The organism is Acinetobacter sp. SCLZS86, from assembly GCF_021560715.1.
Lineage (GTDB): Bacteria > Pseudomonadota > Gammaproteobacteria > Pseudomonadales > Moraxellaceae > Acinetobacter > Acinetobacter towneri_A.
The window spans coordinates 661,140-682,642 of sequence record NZ_CP090864.1 but is presented as its reverse complement, the minus strand read 5'-3'; the positions used below and the strand labels follow the sequence as shown (position 1 = coordinate 682,642).

The 21,503-nt window shown below is 40.6% G+C and carries 21 protein-coding genes; 9 read left to right on the top strand and 12 right to left on the bottom strand.

All coding sequences use genetic code 11. The annotated features are described in order from the left end of the window. Nucleotides 1-33: 33 nt before the first annotated feature. The 7 genes from LZP46_RS03120 to acnD all read right to left on the bottom strand — a co-directional run bounded on the left by LZP46_RS03120 (nucleotide 34) and on the right by acnD (nucleotide 6,181). Nucleotides 34-747 (bottom strand): SIMPL domain-containing protein, encoded by a 714-nt coding sequence (locus LZP46_RS03120; RefSeq protein ID WP_230244007.1) that lies wholly within the window; start codon nucleotides 745-747, stop codon nucleotides 34-36. A 119-nt stretch (nucleotides 748-866) separates the two neighbouring features. Then, a complete protein-coding gene (locus tag LZP46_RS03115; RefSeq protein ID WP_004972400.1) occupies nucleotides 867-1,118 on the bottom strand; it encodes a DUF6868 family protein in 252 nt (83 codons plus the stop codon). 558 nt (nucleotides 1,119-1,676) lie between these two features. Next, nucleotides 1,677-2,249, bottom strand: a complete 573-nt coding sequence (locus LZP46_RS03110) for a DUF4126 domain-containing protein (RefSeq protein ID WP_236094651.1) — start codon at nucleotides 2,247-2,249, stop codon at nucleotides 1,677-1,679. 106 nt (nucleotides 2,250-2,355) lie between these two features. Next, nucleotides 2,356-2,499 carry a zinc ribbon-containing protein gene (locus tag LZP46_RS03105; RefSeq protein WP_004972403.1) on the bottom strand — a complete coding sequence of 48 codons (144 nt, stop codon included), beginning with the start codon at nucleotides 2,497-2,499 and terminating at the stop codon, nucleotides 2,356-2,358. 130 nt (nucleotides 2,500-2,629) lie between these two features. Further along, the gene (vapC, locus tag LZP46_RS03100) at nucleotides 2,630-3,049 is read right to left on the bottom strand and encodes a type II toxin-antitoxin system tRNA(fMet)-specific endonuclease VapC (protein WP_136144745.1); all 420 of its coding nucleotides are present in this window, start codon (nucleotides 3,047-3,049) and stop codon (nucleotides 2,630-2,632) included. Next, on the bottom strand, nucleotides 3,049-3,279 hold the full coding sequence (locus LZP46_RS03095; RefSeq protein WP_004972406.1) for an antitoxin: 231 nt from the start codon (nucleotides 3,277-3,279) through the stop codon (nucleotides 3,049-3,051). Before LZP46_RS03095 ends, vapC begins: the two co-directional genes overlap by 1 nt. Before the next feature lie 295 nt (nucleotides 3,280-3,574). After that, entirely contained in the window at nucleotides 3,575-6,181 is a 2,607-nt protein-coding gene (gene acnD, locus LZP46_RS03090; RefSeq protein WP_236094650.1) for a Fe/S-dependent 2-methylisocitrate dehydratase AcnD, read from the bottom strand. A 256-nt stretch (nucleotides 6,182-6,437) separates the two neighbouring features. Here acnD and ygfZ point away from each other — a divergent pair, with 256 nt between their 5' ends. Both ygfZ and LZP46_RS03080 read left to right on the top strand, forming a co-directional pair. Continuing rightward, nucleotides 6,438-7,160 carry a CAF17-like 4Fe-4S cluster assembly/insertion protein YgfZ gene (ygfZ, locus tag LZP46_RS03085; RefSeq protein ID WP_236094649.1) on the top strand — a complete coding sequence of 241 codons (723 nt, stop codon included), beginning with the start codon at nucleotides 6,438-6,440 and terminating at the stop codon, nucleotides 7,158-7,160. A gap of 189 nt (nucleotides 7,161-7,349) precedes the next feature. Next, the gene (locus tag LZP46_RS03080) at nucleotides 7,350-8,156 is read left to right on the top strand and encodes a tetratricopeptide repeat protein (RefSeq protein ID WP_236095164.1); all 807 of its coding nucleotides are present in this window, start codon (nucleotides 7,350-7,352) and stop codon (nucleotides 8,154-8,156) included. Between the two features lie 101 nt (nucleotides 8,157-8,257). Here LZP46_RS03080 and LZP46_RS03075 read toward each other — a convergent pair whose 3' ends face one another. Beyond that, nucleotides 8,258-9,190, bottom strand: a complete 933-nt coding sequence (locus LZP46_RS03075; RefSeq protein ID WP_236094648.1) for an AEC family transporter — start codon at nucleotides 9,188-9,190, stop codon at nucleotides 8,258-8,260. A 123-nt stretch (nucleotides 9,191-9,313) separates the two neighbouring features. Next, nucleotides 9,314-10,450, bottom strand: coding sequence for an NADH:flavin oxidoreductase/NADH oxidase (locus LZP46_RS03070; RefSeq protein ID WP_236094647.1), 1,137 nt, complete (start codon nucleotides 10,448-10,450; stop codon nucleotides 9,314-9,316). 290 nt (nucleotides 10,451-10,740) lie between these two features. Between LZP46_RS03070 and mutM the strand changes: the two genes are divergently transcribed. Genes mutM through LZP46_RS03055 form a run of 3 tightly spaced genes read left to right on the top strand, consistent with a single transcriptional unit; the run spans nucleotide 10,741 to nucleotide 12,305 of the window. After that, the gene (mutM, locus tag LZP46_RS03065) at nucleotides 10,741-11,601 is read left to right on the top strand and encodes a bifunctional DNA-formamidopyrimidine glycosylase/DNA-(apurinic or apyrimidinic site) lyase (RefSeq protein WP_236094646.1); all 861 of its coding nucleotides are present in this window, start codon (nucleotides 10,741-10,743) and stop codon (nucleotides 11,599-11,601) included. Then, a complete protein-coding gene (locus LZP46_RS03060) occupies nucleotides 11,598-11,876 on the top strand; it encodes a peptidylprolyl isomerase (protein WP_004972420.1) in 279 nt (92 codons plus the stop codon). The genes mutM and LZP46_RS03060 overlap by 4 nt, the downstream gene beginning before the upstream one ends. A gap of 6 nt (nucleotides 11,877-11,882) precedes the next feature. Then, complete coding sequence (locus LZP46_RS03055) at nucleotides 11,883-12,305, top strand: hypothetical protein (protein ID WP_236094645.1); 423 nt, start codon at nucleotides 11,883-11,885, stop codon at nucleotides 12,303-12,305. Nucleotides 12,306-12,379: 74 nt separating this feature from the next. On the opposite strand, the gene mscL is transcribed toward LZP46_RS03055, so the two are convergent. Continuing rightward, on the bottom strand, nucleotides 12,380-12,814 hold the full coding sequence (gene mscL / locus LZP46_RS03050) for a large conductance mechanosensitive channel protein MscL (protein WP_236094644.1): 435 nt from the start codon (nucleotides 12,812-12,814) through the stop codon (nucleotides 12,380-12,382). Nucleotides 12,815-13,011: 197 nt separating this feature from the next. Beyond that, complete coding sequence (gene typA / locus LZP46_RS03045; protein ID WP_236094643.1) at nucleotides 13,012-14,847, bottom strand: translational GTPase TypA; 1,836 nt, start codon at nucleotides 14,845-14,847, stop codon at nucleotides 13,012-13,014. 172 nt (nucleotides 14,848-15,019) lie between these two features. On the opposite strand from typA, the gene LZP46_RS03040 reads away from it, so the two are divergent. From LZP46_RS03040 to LZP46_RS03030, 3 genes are all read left to right on the top strand, one after another. Further along, nucleotides 15,020-16,390: a uracil-xanthine permease family protein gene (locus tag LZP46_RS03040; protein ID WP_236094642.1), complete on the top strand. Its 1,371-nt coding sequence runs from the start codon at nucleotides 15,020-15,022 to the stop codon at nucleotides 16,388-16,390. Nucleotides 16,391-16,455: 65 nt separating this feature from the next. Continuing rightward, a complete protein-coding gene (locus tag LZP46_RS03035) occupies nucleotides 16,456-17,493 on the top strand; it encodes a methyltransferase (protein ID WP_236094641.1) in 1,038 nt (345 codons plus the stop codon). Next, a complete protein-coding gene (locus tag LZP46_RS03030; protein ID WP_236094640.1) occupies nucleotides 17,490-18,953 on the top strand; it encodes an amino acid permease in 1,464 nt (487 codons plus the stop codon). The genes LZP46_RS03035 and LZP46_RS03030 overlap by 4 nt, the downstream gene beginning before the upstream one ends. A 492-nt stretch (nucleotides 18,954-19,445) precedes the next feature. Here the strand turns inward: LZP46_RS03030 and omp38 are convergent, their stop codons facing one another. Beyond that, nucleotides 19,446-20,522, bottom strand: coding sequence for an outer membrane protein Omp38 (omp38, locus tag LZP46_RS03025; protein WP_104853087.1), 1,077 nt, complete (start codon nucleotides 20,520-20,522; stop codon nucleotides 19,446-19,448). A gap of 375 nt (nucleotides 20,523-20,897) precedes the next feature. Between omp38 and LZP46_RS03020 the strand changes: the two genes are divergently transcribed. Continuing rightward, nucleotides 20,898-21,416, top strand: coding sequence for a GspH/FimT family pseudopilin (locus tag LZP46_RS03020; RefSeq protein WP_236094639.1), 519 nt, complete (start codon nucleotides 20,898-20,900; stop codon nucleotides 21,414-21,416). Nucleotides 21,417-21,503: the final 87 nt, after the last annotated feature.

Below are 21,503 nucleotides of genomic sequence, written 5' to 3'. Positions count from 1 at the left end.
CAAACTTAGTCTGCGAAACTTAGTCTTCCAAACTTAGTCTGCTAAATAGTATTCCACCGTAGACACCACACGAACTTTTTTCAAATAAGGGGTATTGCTGTCACGGTCTTCAATACTAAATACACCCTGATTGGCCGATTTAATTTTGCCTAAACGACTGTCAGAATCTGCAGCAAATTTTTCTGCAACACTGCGGGCATTTTGTGTGGCTTGCTCAATCATGGCAGGTTTAATGTCATTGAGTTGGGTATATAAATATTCGGTGCGTTGCCCATAATCTTCACCACCAAAGGCTATTCCATTTTTACCTAAATCGACCAAGCGACTTTGTGCGCTGCGCACTTTATCAATATTTTTAGTATAGACCGTAATGGTTTGATGTGCGGTATAACGTAAAGCGACATTGCCATCGCCACCATATTGTTGGGCGTATTTATCGGTAATTACAGGTGCAGCAATGGTCATTTCTTCAGGGCTAAAACCTTCATTTTTTAAAAAGTTTTGAATTTGGGAGGTTTGGCTTTGCATGGTGTCATATAACGCTGCCAAGTCTTGACTGGCTGTACTAAAACGAATTGGCCATACCGCCACATTGGCTTTTACTTCACGCTCAGACAAACCTTTGACTGAAACCACACGCTCATACTGTTTAATTTTAAGTGCGCTATTGCCCAAAATCCAACCCGCAAGCACCATCCCCAAACAAATTAGACCGCCTAAAATCAGTGCAGGTTTAAATTGATTCATGTTTACCAACTCCTTAAATTGCGGGCTTTTCGCCTCTATTTCGATGACCGTGTGTTTTTAATGTACTGTTTAAAGCGGTTGTTTCTATGCTTTTCGATGTTTGTTTATAGAGTTTTAAATTAAGGTCGCATCATATATAGCGCGATAAGTGGCGCGATATTCAATAGTAATACCCCAATTTTATAGACTGCCATGCCGCCATAATGAATGGCATCAAAACTTGCATCTGACAGTTTGAACCATCTGCCATGTAACTGTCGAAGCCAGTCATGCGCGAAAATCACCACCACAAACCACAGCATTAAAATGGCATAGTTAATCAGTGCGCAGGTCAGTAATAAACGACACCAAAAATCGTAATCAACACTCATATCCCACCTAATTAGATGTAGATGATTATTGCAAATTAACAGATTTGAATGAAAAATTTGATGAGAGTTTTGTAGCTGAAAGATGGTTTGAAATTCATTTAAGTTTTTATTTTATCTTGATTTTATTTACTTGATCTTGTTTTTTATATTTTTAACAATGTTCTTTAGGGTGTTAGGGAAAACAACTGTGGTTTACTTCAACTATCATGCTGGATAAGCCATGATCTTATAGCCTATAAACTTCTGGTTTATAGCGTCCTAAGCCGAATCGAGACCTTTTGGGTAAGTACTACACGCACGTTGTACGCAACTGGTAGCAATCTACTCTTTTCGATCCCCATCACACCCTTGAGATATATAGTAGTGATTTGAAGATGGGATTGTTTCCCCGAAATGATTTTATTTTGATTAATTTTTAAAATTTTTATCACTTTTTAAGTCATATTTTAAAAAATTTCCCAAATATACATTTTTTATGTATTTAAATTATCAAATAAAGCTTAAATATTAAATTTATTACCACGCTTATTTTCGAATATTTTCAAACTGACTAAAAATCTATGTGGAGGATTCAACAACTTTCTTTTTGCCTCGAATCCAGCGAATTGCCCAAATTAAGGTCAGTAGCACCACAAAAACCACCAATACAGGCACAATGAAAGACAACACTGAAAGTACGGCAGCCCCAATCCACTCTCCTGTTGAAATTACAGGATTAGCAACACCGCCCGTGGTTGCGGTTGATACACCACGCACCGCCACTGTGCTCATTTGCACAACACCTGCTGTACCGCCACCGACAATAATGGCTGAAGCCCAACTGGTAAATTGCGACATTTCACCACTGCTTACAGCCATTGTGGTGAGTGTACCTGCAATCATGGCAGCAGGTGTTGCGACGGTGTCGAGTAAATTATCGACCCACGGCACATAATACGCAGCAATTTCACTGATTGTTGCCACAGTCAAAGCCAGACAAACCGCAGGCATTGCCAACCATTCAAAACCTTTTAAAGGTTCAAACCAACCCATGAGCGCCGCAACACTCATGACCAGCAAAGGCACAAAAACCCGAAAACCACTGGCAGCACTTAGCCCAATGCCGACACATAAACCGAGTATTGTTTCCATGTTTTACCTCATTGCCTTGGGTTTTCTTTAGGTAAAATAGCAAAAAGCCCCATCGGGTGATAGGGCTTTAGATTAAAACAGGATCTGCTGTTTTATGTCGTGTAGCTTAGGCAACCTTGTTGTTATATTGGGTGCCATGGCATTTGGTACACGGTGGTAGACGGTCTGTACCAATTTCTAAGTAAACGCGATGCCCGCATTGGACACAAAAATAGAAGCCTGTTCCTGGTTTATCACCTGCAGTTACCATCTTTGTTCTCCGTGTGGTTTAGAAATGGTCAATCCAGTATATCTATTCTGTGATGATTGTCTATTGTCCATTTTGACAGGTGATGAGGGCAGTTGGGCGAAGGATGATTTTTATAAAAAATCTAACTCAATTACAAAGGATTAGATACCCAGTTTTCGACTTTTAATCCATCGACACGAGTAAATTCTTTTTCGTTATTGGTAACCATGACCCAATGATTTGCACGTGCATGTGCTGCTAACCATAAGTCATTTGCGCCAATGATCTGCCCCTTAGATGCAAAGTTCTGGCGTATTTCTGCATAATGGTGTGCAACATTTTCATCCAATTCAACCACTTGAATCATTGATGTTAATTCATCTATGACTTTTAAAGCCTTTTCTTTATGTTGACTTTTTTCTGCACCAAAACGTAATTCTCCCAACGTAATGACAGAAATTAATATATTTCGATGCGGAAGATGTTTTTCAAAATACTGACGCACAATTTCAGGTTGGTATTTAATAATGTAAATACAAATATTTGTATCTAATAAATATTGTACTTGCATTAGAACATTTCCCGTTCTTGAGGCGGCAGATCTTCTCTTTCATCTGCATAAAAGTCATTTGGCATTTGGGATAACGCTTTAAATAACCGATCTACCGTGACTGGTTTTTCACGAAGAATCACTTCATCACCACGACGAAAGATTTCAACTTCTTTGCCTTCAAAGCGAAATTCTTTAGGCAATCGAATGGCTTGACTTCGTCCTGTCATAAAAACTTTTGCGGTAGTCATTGGTCTACTCCATTATTTTTGATACATACCTTATGATAGGTATTTATTGAATAATTTTTAACCAAAAAACTAGTGCTTTTAAATTTTATTGTTTTTGATAACTGCTGATTTTTTGAATGAAAGATACTTTTTAGAAAATTAAGTTAGGTTTACAAGGAGTTTGCTGTTTAATTCACAATATATTCATCTTCCAAAAAAAAAAGACCTCACTTAACAATGAGGTCTTTTCTCAACAATAATCATTCTCTAACATTTCTTTAAAGAAGAAAAATTAAAGAAGATTCTTAAAACATCATCAAGCCACATTCCCTTCCAAGAAGTCCTGCGCAAAGCGTTGCAATACACCGCCCGCTTCATACACCGAAACCTCTTCTTCGGTATCTAAACGACAAGTTACTGGCACTTCAATCGTTTGGTTTTTACCATCATCCGTTGAACGCTCAATCACCAAAGTCAAAGTTGAACGTGGCGCAATGTTACCAATCACGCTATAAAGTTCCGTACCATCCAAACCTAAAGTTTTACGGTTTACACCTGCTTTAAACTCAAGAGGCAATACGCCCATACCCACCAAGTTGGTACGGTGGATCCGCTCAAAACCTTCAGCGACAATTGCTTCCACGCCCGCAAGACGCACACCTTTTGCAGCCCAGTCACGGCTTGAACCCTGACCATAATCTGCACCCGCAATAATAATTAACGGCTGCTTGCGGTTCATATAAGTTTCAATCGCTTCCCACATACGCATTACTTCGCCTTCTGGCTCAACACGCGCTTTAGAACCTTGCTTAATTGTGCCGTCTGAACGTACCACCATTTCATTAAACAATTTCGGATTCGCCAAAGTTGCGCGTTGGGCAGTCAAGTGATCACCGCGGTGCGTTGCATAAGAGTTGAAATCTTCTTCTGGTAAGCCCATTTTTGCCAAATACTCCCCTGCTGCCGAATCTAAAACAATCGCATTCGATGGAGATAAATGGTCAGTAGTGATGTTATCGCCCAAAATTGCCAACGGACGCATATTGGCCAATGTACGTGGAGCCGCCAATGCACCTTCCCAGTATGGCGGACGGCGGATATAAGTACTTTGTGGGCGCCAGTCGTAAAGTGGACTTTCAGATTTTTTCGACTCGCCCAAGTCGAACATTGGAATATACACTTGGCGGAATTGTTCAGGTTTAACCGACGCTTTTACCAAAGCATCAATTTCTTCATCTGACGGCCAAATATCTTTCAGATAAATTGGATTACCCTTTTGATCTGTACCTAAAGCATCTTTTTCGATGTCAAAACGAATAGTGCCCGCAATCGCGTAAGCCACAACCAACGGTGGAGATGCCAAAAATGCTTGTTTTGCATACGGATGGATACGACCATCAAAGTTGCGGTTACCCGAAAGTACCGCAGTCGCATACAAGTCACGGTCAATAATTTCTTGTTGAATCGCTGGGTCTAATGCGCCAGACATACCGTTACAGGTGGTACATGCATAAGCCACAATACCAAAGCCGAGTTTTTCCAAGTCTTTTAGTACGCCTGCTTCTTCTAAATACAATGCTGCTGCTTTAGAACCTGGCGCAAAAGATGATTTCACCCAAGGTTTGCGTACTAAACCTAACTCATTAGCCTTACGTGCCAACAAGCCTGCTGCTACAGTATTACGTGGGTTTGAAGTATTGGTACAAGAAGTAATTGCTGCGATGATGATCGCACCATCTGGCATCAAGCCATCCGTACGGTTTTCTACCACACCTGCAATGCCTTTTTCTTTCAGGTCAGCAGTTGATACACGCGCATGCGGATTCGAAGGACCTGCAATGTTACGAGTTACCGTTGAAAGGTCAAAACGTAATACACGTGGATATTCTGCCTGAGTCATTTCAGATGCCCAAAGACCAATTTCTTTGGCATAGTTTTCAACCAGTTTGACCTGTTCTGCTTCACGACCTGTTAAGGTTAAATAGTCGATGGTGTTTTGATCGATATAGAACATGGCAGCAGTTGCACCATATTCAGGTGTCATGTTGGAAATCGTGGCACGATCACCCACCGACATGCTATCTGCGCCTTCACCAAAAAATTCTAAATAAGCACCGACGACACGCTCTTTACGCAAAAACTCGGTTAAAGCCAACACGATGTCTGTTGCCGTAATACCTGCCTGACGCTCACCAACCAACTCAACACCAATAATATCTGGCAGACGCATCCAAGAAGCACGACCCAACATCACGTTTTCAGCTTCTAAACCGCCTACACCCACAGAAATGACACCTAAAGCATCGGTATGTGGTGTATGTGAGTCTGTACCGACACAAGTATCTGGGAATGCCAGACCTTCACGGTTTTGAATCACTGGAGACATTTTTTCCAGATTGATCTGGTGCATGATGCCATTGCCCGCAGGAATCACATCAACATTTTCAAACGCAGTTTTCGTCCATTCAATAAAGTGGAAACGGTCTTCATTACGACGATCTTCCACTTCACGGTTTTTACGGAATGCATCTGGGTCGAAACCGCCATACTCCACAGCTAAAGAGTGATCGACAATTAACTGGGTAGGTACGACAGGATTCACTTTAGAAGGATCACCACCTTGATCGGCAATCGCATCACGCAAGCCTGCCAAATCTACCAGCGCAGTTTGACCTAAAATGTCGTGACATACCACACGTGCTGGATACCACGGAAAATCATGCTCTTGTTTACGTTCAATCAACTGTTTTAAAGATTGTTCTAAAATTGCAGGATCACAACGGCGCACCAACTGCTCTGCAAGTACTTTTGAGGTATAAGGAAGTTTGGCATAGGCGCCTGGCTGGATCTCTTCAACGGCTTGTCGTACGTCATAAAAATCGAGCTGAGTGCCTTGCAGTGGTTTGCGGTAGTTGTTATTCATCTGGTATTCGCCCTTACTCTATTGTTCTCAACATCTTATGGGATGATTGTTTCCACCCGTCGAAAGCATTGTACGCTGCCAAAAACCCATTTCCCAAATCTTATATATTTCATAAACTTAAGTATAAAAATAGGCATTTTTGAAATATTTAATTACATTTCGAGTAAAATTCTTGCCCTAAAAATGCTTTTTTTTGAAAAATAGCGCAAAATTGACCTCATTCTTTAGTCTTAGATTTCATTTTGAAAGGTTATTCATGCGCGATTTAGCTTTCTGTGCTTTAAGTTTAAACGGTGTCGATGCACAAAAATTCCTGCAAGGACAGGTAACAGTCAATGTCGAAACATTAGCTGAAAATACAACGTGTTATACCTCAATTTGTAGTTTGAAAGGACGCGTTCAGTTTGGTTTGTGGCTGAAAAAAATCTCGTCTGAATGCTTTGAAATCGTCAGCACAGCTGACCAAGCAGAAGATTTAACCAAACACATTAAAAAGTTTGGTGCATTTTCAAAAATGCAGCTTGAAACCATCGGTACGGTTTACCCAACCATTCACGGCAATCAAACTGCATTTTCAGCTGAAGTCACCGATTTAAATGCATGGCAGCTACAAGCCATTGATGCAGGTCAAGCGTGGATTCAAGCCTCAACAGCAGAATTGTTTCAGCCACAGGAATTGCGTTTGCATCAACGAGATGGCGTGCATTACGACAAAGGCTGTTATTTGGGTCAGGAAGTGGTGGCACGTTTATGGTTTAAAGCCAAACCAAAACGCTGGTTGCATTTAATTCAGGGTTCAGGCGAAGCACCTGCACCTGCCGCCAAACTGAATAATGATGTAGAAGTGGTGAATAGCGTAGCAACTGCAGATGGCTTTAAAGCGTTAGTGGTTGCTAGACCAAGTGCTTTGCAAGAATTATCTGTACAAGTGTTAGATTTACCTGAACATTTAAATGGCGATGTTGCACGTCCGCAATAAAATAGATTCCACCCGCTCAGGTTAAGGGAGTCGCAAGATTCCCTTCAAATGACAATGAAAAAAAAGCATTCGTACACATTTTTTATATTTACATTCACACATTTCAACTTATGATGAATGCACCACTGTAAAAACAAAACGTACATCAATGGAATGATGTGCAAAAGAGAACAAGGTAAAACTCAAATGATAAAAAAACTACTCATGGCGGGCGCAATCGTCCTATCTAGCAGCATCAGCATGGCAAATAGTAACATTACAACCGATCCTGCTTTTGCCAAGATTGAACAATTAATGCAAGCCAATAAAGTTAAAGATGCTTTTCAGGAATTAGAAAAGCTTGCCAAAGCAGGCAATGCACAAGCCATATATAACTTAGGCTATTTGACGCAAACTGGACAAGGCACAGCAAAAAATGAAAAGAAAGCCATTCAGTTGTATGAGCAAGCTGCTCAAAAAGGCTACCCTGTTGCAAGTTATGTTTTAGGTAAAAACTATCTCACTGGCGCACTGGGTTTAAAACAGGATACCGCCAAAGCCAAACAATATTTACAGACTGCATCCAGTCAAGGTTTTAATGATGCCGCAGTAGATTTAGCCGTTTTATATTTCTCAGAAAATACGGCAGCATCTGATCAAAAAGGTTTAAAACTATTACAACCCTTAATTGCTAAAGGTCATTCTCAAGCCATACATGCCAAAGCCTTGTATGATATTAGCGCAGGCTTTAAAAACAAAGATCAAGCACCCATAAAACAAGGGTTGCAAAGCATTCAGAACTTGGCACAAAAGGGCTATATTCCTGCACTGATGGCAGTAGGCAATATATTTGTGAACGGTAATATCGTGCCACAAAACTTGCCTGAAGCGAAAAAGATTTTTGCCACCCTGGCACAGGAAAATATACCACAAGCCAAAGAATCATTGGCTGTGGTTGAAAAAATGATGGCAGATCAAGCAAAAGCTTCCAACAAAGCGACAGCAAAGAAAAGTTAAGAGAGTTTCTTTATAAAGGCTATTAATCAGAGAAATTTTAAAAAAAGTCTGTATCAGCGTGATACAGACTTTTTTGTGATTTGAGCACTTCGATACCGTTGCTATAAATATTTACCCGATTGTGTCAATAAAATCGCCACCATCACAAAACCCAATATTGTACTCAACACCAAGGGGGCTAAGGCTTTTTCATGTAAACCATAGTGCTGCCCGAAAATACCAAAGGCAATTGGCATGGGTAAAGCCGCAAGCAAAGTCCCGACAAATAGCATTTCTCGGTTCACATCTAATGCCCATAAAATTCCAAAAATCGTGAGTGGCATCAGCAATACTTTGAATGCAACCAAAACAATACTTTGCAAATTCACCGACTTGATTTGCATGCCGACCAAACTTCCACCAATCACAAATAAAGCCAAAGGTGAAGCCGTTTTTCCCAACATTTCCAATACTCGTGCAATAGCTTGCGGCAGTTTGAAATTCAAGAATACACACAACATGCCCAATAAAATAGATAAAATGACTGGATTTTTCAGTAAGCGCTGCACAGTTTCGGCATACACTTGCCCACCTGATTTCGCTGAAGATTGTAGTCCTCGTTCTGCCAAAATCAGCATCAATGCCACAATAATTAAATTTTCGACAATTAAAGTTAAAGACAAATAAATTGCAGATTGACTGCCAATCAACAAAGTCAAAATAGCAGTGCCAATAAATCCTGTATTCGACATTGATGCACCCATTGCCAAAACACTGGCATGGGTTAAACTTGAATTAAAATAATGCCGATACAATAAAAAAGCAAAGATAAACAGCAGAATAGAGCCGACACCATAGCCTAAAAAGTAGGCAGGATGCCAAATTTCTGCCAAACTCTTACTGGCCAAGGCCTGTAATAAAAATGCAGGCAAGGCAACTTTCATAACAAACTGCCCTAGAACCTGAATCGCACTGGTCTCAATAAACTGGCTTTTTACGGCAAAATATCCCAACAGCACCACAGTACAAATGGGAAATAAAATACTCAGTAACACCCTGACATCCTTTTTCAGTGTTGCCCATGATCGACATGGTTTTACTGATTTAGCTTACACCGAAGCTCCCGATAAAGCACGGCAAAATAGTGTAAGTTTCACTTATTTTAAGCAGATAAAATATTAGGATTCCACTTCCGTATCTGTTGATTTAAACGGCGCAAATAAAGTACGGAACCCATGCGGCTGACATCGTAAATATTGCGGGGCAATTTCAATTTTTTCGCCCAATTCTGCCGCAGCATGCCATGGCCAACGTGGGTCATATAAAATGGCACGTGCTATCGCAATTGCATCGGCTTGTTCATATTGCAAAATACCTTCTGCCTGCATCGCTTCAGTAATCAAACCCACCGCAATTACAGGGATTTTTACAGCTTGCTTAATTGCATGAGCAAACGGCGTTTGATAACCCGCATGCACATCAATTTTTTGATCGACATGCAAACCGCCGCTAGACACGTGAATATAAGCCGCACCTAAATGCTCTAGTGCCTTTGCCAAACCCACAGAAGATTCCACATTCCAGCCATCTGCATCATCCATCCAGTCTGTTGCAGAAATTCGCACCCCAATTGGATAGCCTTTTGGTACAGCATTTTGAATCGCTTGAAATACTTCCAATGTAAGGCGAATCCGATTTTCCAAACTGCCGCCATATTCATCTTGGCGGTGATTAGACAGTGGTGACATAAATTGATGCAGCAAATAACCATGTGCAGCATGAATTTCGATTAAATCAAAACCTGCATCCACAGCTCGTACTGCGGCACTGGCAAAGTCTGCAATCACCTGTTGAATTTCATCTTGCGTTAAAGCATGCGGAGGATGTTCGTGCGGTTGAAATGGTAACTCACTGGCCGATACAGTCTGCCAACCATGTGCATCACTTGGGCTAAACTGTCCTTTGCCCTGCCACGGTTTGTCGGTTGAGGCTTTACGTCCCGCATGTGCCAACTGCACAGCAAATGGCATAGGCGATAAACTTTTAACTTTATGCAATAAGGCTTTAAGCTGCGCACGCTGCATGTCATTCCATAAGCCTAAATCTGCATAGCTGATACGCCCTTCAGCCTGTACTGCGGTGGCTTCTACAATGCACATCCCTGCACCCGACAAGGCATAATTGGCCCATTGCTGCTCATGCCAATAGCTCAACTCACCTTGTTCATTGGCAGAATATTGACACATCGGAGCGATAATAATTTTGTTGGCAAGTTGCAGTGATCCAAATTGAATCGGCTGAAAAAGTAATGTCACGCTGCAAGCCCTCATACAGTGCGATTCACCAAAAGCGAATCATTAAATAAAAAAGAAGTAATCACTCAGAATCTGCCATCTGTTTTAGATGGTTTTTCCCTATAGTAGATGTTCAAAAATGATTTATTTATAACGTGTTGTATGGTTTTTGAAAAGCCTGCTTTTGTTTTACACAGAATAATTTTGCGACAGCACACCATGGCTTGCATTCTATGGATAATGCCCAATATTAAGCGCATTACTGTATGTCCTTGCCTGCTTAATTTCTACAAGCGGATTGAATTTGTACCATGCCAGAATTACCAGAAGTTGAAACTACCAAAACTAGTCTATTGCCGCTACTTGATCAAAAAGTCCTGAATGTAGAAGTGCGTCAAGCCAATTTACGCTGGCCCATTCCAGAAAACCTACATAAACTCACAGGACAAAAATTCCTGCAATTGACCCGCAGATCCAAATACATTCTGGCGCAATTTGAACAGGACAGCATGTTGTGGCATTTAGGCATGTCGGGCAGTTTTCGTCTTTGCGATGCGCAGGAAGATTTACGCAAACACGACCATCTGATTATTCAGTTTGAAGATATACAATTGCGCTACCATGACCCACGTCGCTTTGGCTGTATTTTATGGCTAAATGAAAGCTCTCAACTCAAACTGATAGATCCACTTGGCCCTGAGCCGTTGAGTGATGCCTTTAACCCCGACTATCTTGCACAGAAGTTCAAAAACAAAAATGTTGGCATCAAAGTTGCAATTATGGATAACCATGTCGTGGTGGGTGTGGGCAATATTTATGCCACGGAAAGTCTGTTTAATTTAGGTATTCACCCTGCACAACCTGCATCATCACTCAGTTTGAAACAGATTGAAAAACTGGTGCTCGAAATCAAACGCATTTTAAAACAAGCGATTGATTTAGGCGGTTCGACCTTGCGTGATTACAGTAATGCGATGGGCGAAAATGGCTATTTTCAGCAAACCTTGTTGGCGTATGGACGTGCAGGTGAAATGTGTGTGAACTGTGAAACCACACTAGAAAATTTAAAACTGGGCCAACGTGCCTCGGTATTTTGTCCTGAATGTCAGCCTTTGAAAAAAGTACTCACTTCGACTAAAGCTGCAACAAGCAAACGAGGTAAAAAAGTATGAGAACCGCTATTGTGCGTCATATCTTAGTGAAAGATAAAGAAACCTGTGAACAACTGAAAAAGCGGATTCAATCAGGTGCTGATTTTGCCAAAATTGCCAAACAATTTTCGACCTGCCCTTCAGGAAAAAAAGGTGGGGAATTGGGTGAGGTCAAAAAAGGACAATTGGTACCCGTGATTGATAAATTAGTGTTTACCGCAGCAGAACGCGTACTACACGGCCCTGTAAAAAGTCAGTTTGGTTTTCATTTGGTAGAAGTAAAGTTTCGGATGTAATTTATAATGTTTGTAGAAAACCCTATACGATTTAAAAAAATTGATTATCTAAAACTAAACCCTAAAGCTAAAGAAAATTATAACTTCCATCAAATGGCAGCAATACTTTCTAATTATGGCTATAATTGTATTTGGCTTAATGATGATTGGAACGGTGCAGATTGTATTGCTATGCATATTGATGGTGTTTCTGATATCAAAATTCAACTTAAAGGTAATATATCTTTTGATAAAAAATATTGTGGAAAAAACCTCTATATTGCATTTTTTGAAGATAAACAGCTTTTCATCTACCCACATGACATCGTGTTAAGTCAAGTTGAGGATCTTATATCTGATAAAAAATGGTTACAGCAAGGCTCATACTTTCAAACTAAGATTACTAAAAGATTCAAAGAAATTATCGAACCTTATAAAATTCAGAAATAATCTTAATTCAACTAAAACTCTACCCAAACAAAACGGCGCATAAAGCGCCGTTTGTTTTGATTGCGTATTAAAAATTATTGACGTTTTTTCAATTCATCACGAATTTCACGTAGCAACGCGATATCTTCTGGCGTTGCTGCTGGTTCTGGCGCTGCTTCTTCTTGTTTACGGCGCATACGATTAATCATTTTCACCATTAAGAATACCACCCATGCCAAAATAATGAAGTTAATTAAAATCGTAAGGAAGTTACCATAGGTCAGGACATTTACACCTGCTTTGGTTAACTCATCTAAAGACTGTAAATTGTTTGGGTTATCGCCCAAAACAAAGAACTTTTGTGTGAAATCCACACCACCGCCAGTGATCACAGTAATCAATGGCATGATGATATCTTTCACTAATGAGTCAACAATTTTACCAAATGCCCCACCAATAATCACACCGACAGCCAAGTCGATCATGTTGCCTTTAATGGCAAACTCTTTAAATTCTTGAATAATACTCATACAGCTCTCCAGTATTTTTATGAGTTAATTTTGTGACGCAGTATACATTATATTATGTTACAAATTGAGTTTGTATTTATAGCATTATGTAATTTTACACTTTGGTCAAGATTGATTTTATGTTCAAAAATAATCGCCTAATTGGCATAAAAAAACCGCTAAACGTATTTAGCGGTTTTTTGAATCACGATATTCTATTATTTATCGCGGTTACGTTTACGTTCGTTTTCAGTCAACCAACGCTTACGGATACGAATTGATTTTGGTGTTACTTCAACCAGCTCATCGTCTTCAATAAATTCAAGTGCTTGCTCAAGCGTGAATTCAATTGCAGGCACTAGTGTCAACGCATCATCCGTACCAGAAGCACGTACGTTAGTTAACTGTTTCGCTTTGGTTGGGTTAACCACCATGTCGTCTGAACGAGAGTTAATCCCGACGATCATACCTTCGTAAACTTCTAACTGAGGTTTAGCGAATAAACGACCACGGTCTTGTAAGCTGAACAATGCATAGCCCAAGCACGTACCTTGAACCATAGAAATCAACACACCGTTTTGACGTTTCGCTACTTGACCTGCTTTCATTGGACCGTAGTGCGAGAAGCTAGACGTCATGATCCCTGTACCAGAAGTCATGGTCAGGAATTCAGAACGGAAACCAATTAAGCCACGTGAAGGCACAGTTGCTTCAATACGGATACGGCCTTTACCGTCAACTTCCATATTGGTCATTTCGCCTTTACGGTGACCCATTTGTTCCATTACAGCGCCTTGGTGCTGTTCTTCAACGTCAAAAGTCACGTTTTCGTATGGCTCTTGTTTTTCACCATCAATTTCTTTCAAGATGACTTGCGGACGCGATACGCCCATTTCGAAGCCTTCACGACGCATGTTTTCAATCAATACAGAAAGGTGAAGTTCACCACGACCAGATACTTTGAAACGGTCTGGACTGTCAGTATCTTCAACACGAAGTGCTACGTTGTGAATCAATTCGCGGTCTAGACGTTCACGGATATTACGTGAAGTTACGAACTTACCTTCTTTACCAGCAAACGGTGAGTTGTTTACCTGGAATGTCATCGATACTGTAGGTTCATCTACGGAAAGCGGCGGTAAAGCTTCAACATTTTTCGGATCACAGATGGTGTCAGAAATATGGAGTTCGTCCATACCTGTTACACAAACGATATCGCCTGCAGAAGCAGATTCAACGTCAACGCGATCTAAACCATGATAACCCATGATTTTTAAGATACGACCGTTACGTGTTTTGCCATCTTGGTCAATCACAGTTACTTGTGTATTTAGCTTCACCGAACCGCGCTGGATACGACCAATACCGATAACGCCTACGAAGCTGTTATAGTCAAGTGAAGATACTTGCATTTGGAATGGACCATCAACGTCAACCGCTGGTGGCTCAACGATATCGACAATTGTTTCGAACAACGGAGTCATATCTTCAGCTAATTCTTCTGGAGAAGGACCAGCAACACCACGTAAGCCTGAAGCATAAACAACTGGGAAGTCTAATTGGTCATCAGTTGCACCTAAGTTATCGAACAGGTCGAATACTTGATCAATTACCCAGTCTGGACGCGCGCTTGGCTTGTCGACTTTGTTGATGATCACGATTGGTTTTAAACCACGTGCGAACGCTTTTTGCGTTACGAAACGAGTTTGTGGCATTGGGCCTTCTTGAGAGTCTACCAAAAGAAGTACGCAGTCAACCATCGACATTACACGTTCAACTTCACCACCGAAGTCGGCGTGTCCTGGGGTGTCGACAATATTGATACGGTATTCAGTATCAGTACGTTTATCTAACCATTTGATTGCTGTGTTTTTTGCAAGAATGGTAATACCACGTTCACTTTCAATAGCGCCTGAATCCATGACACGCTCAATCTCGCCCGCTCGTTCACCGAGTGCACCCGATTGTTGTAAAAGTTTATCCACAAGAGTTGTTTTACCGTGGTCAACGTGCGCAATAATTGCGATGTTGCGGAGAGTTTTAATATCTGACATGTAAATTCAATACGCTATAAATTTGAGGGCAAATTATACAGAAAAATACTAAAGTTTTATAGTGACACTTTATTGACACACACAATTTTTTTTGATGAGTAGCGTGCTTTTGATTTTGTAAAGCTGTGTAACTCGATTAGAATAGCGCCACTTTTGCAATTTTTTACGACTTATGTCTGATTTTAACCAATCTCCCCACCCAAAAGACCAACTTGATCTGGTCTATGGTCTGAATGACCGTCCAAAACCATTCATCGCTTTTTTAGCCGCATTCCAGCATTTATTGGCGATTATTGTACCGATTGTTACACCTGGTCTCTTAATTTGCTTGGCTTTGGGTGTTTCAAAAGAAGATACCAACATGATTTTGTCGATGTCTTTGGTCATTTCAGGCATCGCGACCTTTTTACAATGTAAAAAAGTTGGCCCTTTTGGTGCTGGCTTACTCATTGTGCAAGGTACCAGTTTTAACTTTATTGGCCCCATTATTGGGATCGGCTCTGCCATGGTCGCAGCAGGTACACCTGTTGAGTCAGTCATGGCGGCAATTTTTGGCGTGGTCATTGCAGGTTCATTTATTGAAATGGGCGTGTCCCAAATTTTGCCGTGGGTCAAAAAGCTGATTACCCCATTGGTCACTGGTATTGTGGTACTTCTCATTGGTTTGACCTTAATTAAAGAAGGTTTAATCAGTATAGGCGGTGGCTACCAAGCCATGAGCAATAATACCTTTGCCAATACCGACAACCTGATTATGTCGTGTACCGTCTTGGCAATTATTATTATTTTGAACCGCATCAATATCACCTGGATTAAAAGCTCTGCTATTTTAATTGCCTTGGTGATTGGTTATGCAATGGCAGGCATGATGGGTCATTTAGACTTTTCAGGTCTGAAAGATGCGCCACTGATACAAGTTCCTACACCTATGCATTTTGGACTAGATTTCTCTTGGAGCTTATTCATTCCTTTGGCCTTTATTTATTTGGTGACTTCACTGGAAGCAATTGGTGACATCACCGCAACATCCAAACTTTCCAATCAACCTGTAGATGGCCCGCAATGGATGCAGCGCATCAAAGGTGGTGTATTGGTGAATGGTGCCAACTCATTCTTGGCAGGTATTTTCAATACTTTCCCAAGTTCGGTATTTGCCCAAAACAATGGCGTGATTCAACTTACAGGTGTTGCTAGCCGTTATGTCGGTATCTGGATTGCTGCCCTGCTCATCATTTTAGGTTTACTTCCTGCAGTCGCGGGTGTGATTCAGGCTGTGCCTCAAGCCGTACTAGGTGGTGCTGTGATGGTGATGTTTGGTGCTGTTGCCGCTTCGGGAATCAATATTCTTTCAGGTGTCGCTTTAGATCGTCGTGCCTTGCTGATTATTGCAATTTCATTGGGCTTAGGTTTAGGTGTTGCACAAGTGCCACAAATTCTGGAACACTTACCTGAATTATTCCGTAATATTTTCAGTTCAGGCGTTGCAACAGGCGGTATTGCAGCACTCATTTTAAATATTGTGCTTCCTGAAACTAAAAAGTAATTGCATGTCCAAAAAACACTGTCTGAGCTGAACTTAGACAGTGTTTTTCTATTGGAGAGAGAACCATGAACCCCCAAAGCGAAGTTTTACTCAGACAATACGACTATTTGTCTGGTCGCGTTCTACTGATCAATGCCCCGACCGATCAACTCCTCGCAGAATTGGGTGACTCAATCCAAGCTTCTGTTTGGACATGGAATTTTAACGACTATCAATACTTTCAAAATCAACAGGCGCAAGTGCATTTTGGTGCAGAATTGCCTGCAGGTGAATTTGATCAGGCTGTTATTTTTGTACCGAAATCTAAGGAACTGCTCAATTACCTGATTCACACCATTGCCGCACAACTCCCACAAGGCAGCAGCGTATTTTTAGTCGGTGAAAAGAAAGCAGGAATTGAACGGGCTGCAAAGCAATTACAACCTTATGGCAAAACACTCAAACTAGATAGCGCCCGCCACTGCCAACTATGGCAGCTGATTTTAGACTGCAAGGTTCAAACTAAAACCTTAGCAGATTGGGCGAAAAACTATACAGTTGCTACACCTAAAGGTGATTTACAAATTAGTGCCTTGCCGGGTGTATTTAGCCAAAAACACTTGGATGTTGGCACGGCTGTATTATTGCCTTATTTGAATCAGGTGACTGCTGGAAAAATTGCAGATTTTGGCTGTGGCGCGGGTGTGATCAGTGCTTACTTAGCCAAACTTAACCCTGAAAATCGTATTTTTGCTTTAGATGTCGATGCCTTTGCTTTAGCGTCAACGCAAATGACGTTTGAAAAAAATCAGCTCAATCCACAACAACTTGAAATTAAAGCCGTGACAGGCATTGAAGATGCACCGCTATTTTTGCATGCCATAGTGAGTAATCCCCCGTTCCACCAAGGCATTCAAACACATTACGATGCCAGTGAAAATCTGTGTAAAACCTCACGTCGTCATCTGAAATCGGGTGGTGAACTTTGGATTGTGGCCAATCGCTTTTTGAATTATCCACTCTTAATTGAACAAAGTTTCGGTCAATGCACAATCAAGGCAGATCAACAAGGCTTTAAAGTGCTGTTTGCCAGCACGCAGAAAAATACAAAGGAAGTAGGATGAGCGACTCACACAACAGTAGAAAACTGCAGCGTAAGCTCGGTGCGCGTCATTTAAACATGATCGCCATTGGTGGCTCAATTGGTACAGGTTTATTCCTTGCTTCAGGTGCGACCATTGCCAACGCAGGTCCTGGAGGCGCCTTGCTTGCGTATGCCCTAATTGGCGTCATGATTTATTTTTTGATGACCAGTCTAGGGGAACTTGCCACCCACAATCCAACGTCTGGGGCTTTCTTTACCTATGGCAGTAAATATGTCGAAGGTGGTTTTGGTTTTGCGCTAGGCTGGAACTATTGGTACAACTGGGCCATTACCGTGGCATTTGAATTGGTGGCTGTACAATTCATTATGAAATTCTGGTTTCCCGATATTCCTGGCTTTTATTGGAGTGCCTTATTTCTAGCGGTTGTTTTCGCAATTAATGCCTTAACCGTCAAAGGTTTTGGTGAATCTGAGTTTTTCTTTTCTTTGGTCAAAGTCCTTGCGATTGTGGCATTCATCATTATCGGTATTTTTATGATTATCAAAATCATGCTCAACCCTAATGTTGCTACTTTTGCCAATTGGAGCAAAGGAGAAGCGCCATTTGTAGGTGGATTATCTGCCTTAATTGGTGTGGCGATGATTGCAGGATTCTCATTTCAGGGTACTGAAATGGTGGGGGTTGCAGCGGGTGAATCTAAAAATCCGAAGAAAACAATTCCGATTGCAATTAAACAAATCTTCTGGCGTATTTTGTTGTTTTATATCGTGTGTATTTTCATTATTGGTACTTTAATCGCCTATGATGACCCACGTTTACTTCAAGCAGCCGCCACCGATAACATTGCACTCTCTCCGTTTACTTTACTGTATGAACAGGCAGGCTTTGCCTTTGCCGCAAGTGTCATGAATGCAGTAATTTTAACTGCGATTCTTTCTGCTGGTAACTCGGGTATGTATTCATCGACCCGTATGCTATTTGATATGGCACGTAAAGGCAGTGCACCAAAAGCTTTTGCCCGCTTAGATGCTCGTGGCGTCCCAATGAATGCATTGTATGCCACAACAGCAATCGCTGCACTATGTTTTTTAACAACATTTATTGGCGAAAAACAAGTATTTAACTGGCTTCTGAATATGTCAGGCATGTGTGGCTTTATCGTTTGGCTCGGGATTGCTGTATCACATTACCGTTTCCGTAAAGGCTATTTGGCACAAGGCTACAAACTTGAAGATTTAGATTACCGCGCCAAATTCTTTCCATTTGCGCCATGGTTTGCCTTTATCCTATGTGCGATTGTGGTCTTAGGTCAGAACTACCAAGCAGTTCTCGAAGGTGAATGGCTCGCAGTTTTATCGACTTATATTGGTATTCTTTTGTTCTTGGTCATTTGGTTAGGCTATAAATGGAAACACAAAACCAAGCTCATTGCCTATCAGGAGATGGATGTGAAACCACTACATCCTGATCATGACTAAAGCAGATCTTCTTCTGTTACACTTCATAAGAATCCAAGATTCTAAAAACAGCCAACATTTGGCTGTTTTTTTATGGCGTAAATTTAAGACAAATTTTATTTTTAAAGCACTTTCATTATTGATAATACGGCGAGAGATCACATCACAAACTGCTCAATGTTGATTTTATAATCGTTAAACAACGATTTGATCGACTGATAGACATCGAGTCCATATTTTAAAAGTTTGATCTGCGACGACGCTTTGGAGTTTTTAAATGAATTAACGATAAACTTGGTATAAAAATTCGACTAAGTTTACGAGTCAACAGACCGAAATATTAAGCACCATCAGCCTCTACCTTATTTACTCTTTATTCTAAAAATCATACTTTTACAATATTTTTTAAACGTATTGAATGTAAATCATTTCAGGCACTCTTTAGTCAATATTTCATAAAAATAAGCATAAAAAAACGACTCCGAAGAGTCGTTTTTTTCAACTTAACTCAAATTATTGAGCTTGTTGTTCAACAGTCACTGTACGGCTGCCAGTGATCGTCGCGAATACACGACGGTTCATAGCACGACCTTCTTTAGTGTTGTTGTCAGCAATCGGTTGATCCCAAGCGAAACCTTGAGTAGACAAACGAGCTGGATCTACATTGTATTCATTTACAAGTGAAGATTTAACAGAGTTCGCACGAGCTAAAGATAAACGTTCGTTCAATGCACGTGGACCAGTATTGTCAGTGTGACCTTCGATGCGAGCAGTAGCGTTTGGATATTCAACTAACTTCTCAGCAACTTTAGCGATTTCTGGCTTGTACTGATCTTTGATGTTTGATTTGTTCGTATCAAAGAACACACGAAGTTCCATGTTCAAGTCTTCAGTCAACTCTTGTGGAGCAGGTTGAACTGGAGCAACGGTTTCAACTGGAGCAACTTCTACTACAGGAGCAGCTGGCTTCAAGTGACCGCCAAGAACTACGTTAAGACCAGCTAAAGCTGTGTAGTTCCAGAATTTTTCGTCAAAATTATGTGTAGCACGCGCTTCTGTACGTAGAGACAAAGCATCGTTTAAGCGCCAGAAAGCACCTAAACCTACATTACCTAAAGTACCTTCGTCATCAGGAAGATCAGACACATCACCTGAATAATCGTATTTATAATGACCAGCGCCTAAAAGTACATAGGGTTTGATTTTGCTGTCATAATTTTTCGTGATCAAATCAGAGGTAACATAGAAGTTACCATTGATTTGTGTTTGTTTATATTCGCCAGCAGTTTCAGCTACGCCAACGTCTTTGTAGTCAACATCACCTTTCACTTGGTTATATTCAACTTCAAATCCTAACCATGGAGTTAATTCAACACCAAGTGCAGCACCAACAAATAGATCATCTTGAATTGAAAGCGATTCCGCACCTTCGCTCCATAATAGACGATTGTCGCTATCAAATGTACTGTTATTATGACCAGTATCTTGAAAAGTATAACCAAGCATTAATGGGGTAACAGTTACGCCCGCGTTTGCAGCAGCTAAAGGAGCAGCTACGAGCATTGCTAATGCAATACGACTCATTTTCATGGATTTATCCTCCAGAGATAACAATTGTTGTTCAAGCTCAAGCTTAAATTTTCGACTACCCTGAGATAGGCTTTTTTATACCCCAGTATTATTTTTAAGCTAGTCACTTTGAATCATACAAACACTTTTTTATTTTTCCAAGTGCTTGATAATTTTAATCAAGTAAATTATTGACAAAATTACTTACAATTTCCGTTGTAATTCGGTAACTTTCTACTCAATTTTTTATTGTGAATAGCCTATCTTTCTTGCGGTTTATTCTAACAGCTTTCGCGAAAGTTGTTTAGTAATTATCATACAACAAATAAAGCGCTATAAAACAAGAAATTACTCAGATTAATCATAAAAAAACATAACAATAACAGGTAAAGACTTATGTCGAATATAAGAAAAAACGGCTTCACGCTGTTTGAATTGATCGTCACCTTAGCAATTAGTGTGATTTTAGTCATGATTGCGCTACCCCATTTTCATCAGCTGATGGCAGAACAAGAACTCAAACGAATTCAGTATTCATTACAGTCCAGCCTGAAAATAGCACGTTCTCATGCCTTCACTCATCACAGCAATGTGGTGATTTGTCCTACACATGACTTTAGCCAATGTAGCAAGCAAAACTGGAATACTGGTTTTTTGATCTTTATGGATCGAAATAAAAATCGTCAGATAGACAACAATGAATACATTCTTTATACAGAAAAAACTGCACTTAAATACGGAACCCTGGATTGGCGTGGAACTTTAAACATTCCTAGTGTGACTTTTAATGCTCAACAAGGTTTGCCGATCGGCTCTAATGGTAGCTTCTTTTACTGTTCCACTCACGTCGCGAGCAAACGACTGGTGCTTAGTAAAATGGGGCAAACCCGAGCTGAAGACATCAATGGATGTTAACTCAGCAGTCTGAACGATCTTTACATTGTCACTTTATTCTCTTCTTTTTTTGCCTATACTGCTGAAGTGATCTATTCCTACTTGGAA

Coding starts and splice junctions, on each gene's coding strand:
- LZP46_RS03120 (WP_230244007.1), bottom strand. CDS start 747: ATGAATCAATTTAAACCTGCACTGATTTTAGGCGGTCTAATTTGTTTG.
- LZP46_RS03115 (WP_004972400.1), bottom strand. CDS start 1,118: ATGAGTGTTGATTACGATTTTTGGTGTCGTTTATTACTGACCTGCGCA.
- LZP46_RS03110 (WP_236094651.1), bottom strand. CDS start 2,249: ATGGAAACAATACTCGGTTTATGTGTCGGCATTGGGCTAAGTGCTGCC.
- LZP46_RS03105 (WP_004972403.1), bottom strand. CDS start 2,499: ATGGTAACTGCAGGTGATAAACCAGGAACAGGCTTCTATTTTTGTGTC.
- vapC (WP_136144745.1), bottom strand. CDS start 3,049: ATGCAAGTACAATATTTATTAGATACAAATATTTGTATTTACATTATT.
- LZP46_RS03095 (WP_004972406.1), bottom strand. CDS start 3,279: ATGACTACCGCAAAAGTTTTTATGACAGGACGAAGTCAAGCCATTCGA.
- acnD (WP_236094650.1), bottom strand. CDS start 6,181: ATGAATAACAACTACCGCAAACCACTGCAAGGCACTCAGCTCGATTTT.
- ygfZ (WP_236094649.1), top strand. CDS start 6,438: ATGCGCGATTTAGCTTTCTGTGCTTTAAGTTTAAACGGTGTCGATGCA.
- mutM (WP_236094646.1), top strand. CDS start 10,741: ATGCCAGAATTACCAGAAGTTGAAACTACCAAAACTAGTCTATTGCCG.
- LZP46_RS03060 (WP_004972420.1), top strand. CDS start 11,598: ATGAGAACCGCTATTGTGCGTCATATCTTAGTGAAAGATAAAGAAACC.
- LZP46_RS03055 (WP_236094645.1), top strand. CDS start 11,883: ATGTTTGTAGAAAACCCTATACGATTTAAAAAAATTGATTATCTAAAA.
- mscL (WP_236094644.1), bottom strand. CDS start 12,814: ATGAGTATTATTCAAGAATTTAAAGAGTTTGCCATTAAAGGCAACATG.
- typA (WP_236094643.1), bottom strand. CDS start 14,847: ATGTCAGATATTAAAACTCTCCGCAACATCGCAATTATTGCGCACGTT.
- LZP46_RS03040 (WP_236094642.1), top strand. CDS start 15,020: ATGTCTGATTTTAACCAATCTCCCCACCCAAAAGACCAACTTGATCTG.
- LZP46_RS03035 (WP_236094641.1), top strand. CDS start 16,456: ATGAACCCCCAAAGCGAAGTTTTACTCAGACAATACGACTATTTGTCT.
- LZP46_RS03030 (WP_236094640.1), top strand. CDS start 17,490: ATGAGCGACTCACACAACAGTAGAAAACTGCAGCGTAAGCTCGGTGCG.
- omp38 (WP_104853087.1), bottom strand. CDS start 20,522: ATGAAAATGAGTCGTATTGCATTAGCAATGCTCGTAGCTGCTCCTTTA.
- LZP46_RS03020 (WP_236094639.1), top strand. CDS start 20,898: ATGTCGAATATAAGAAAAAACGGCTTCACGCTGTTTGAATTGATCGTC.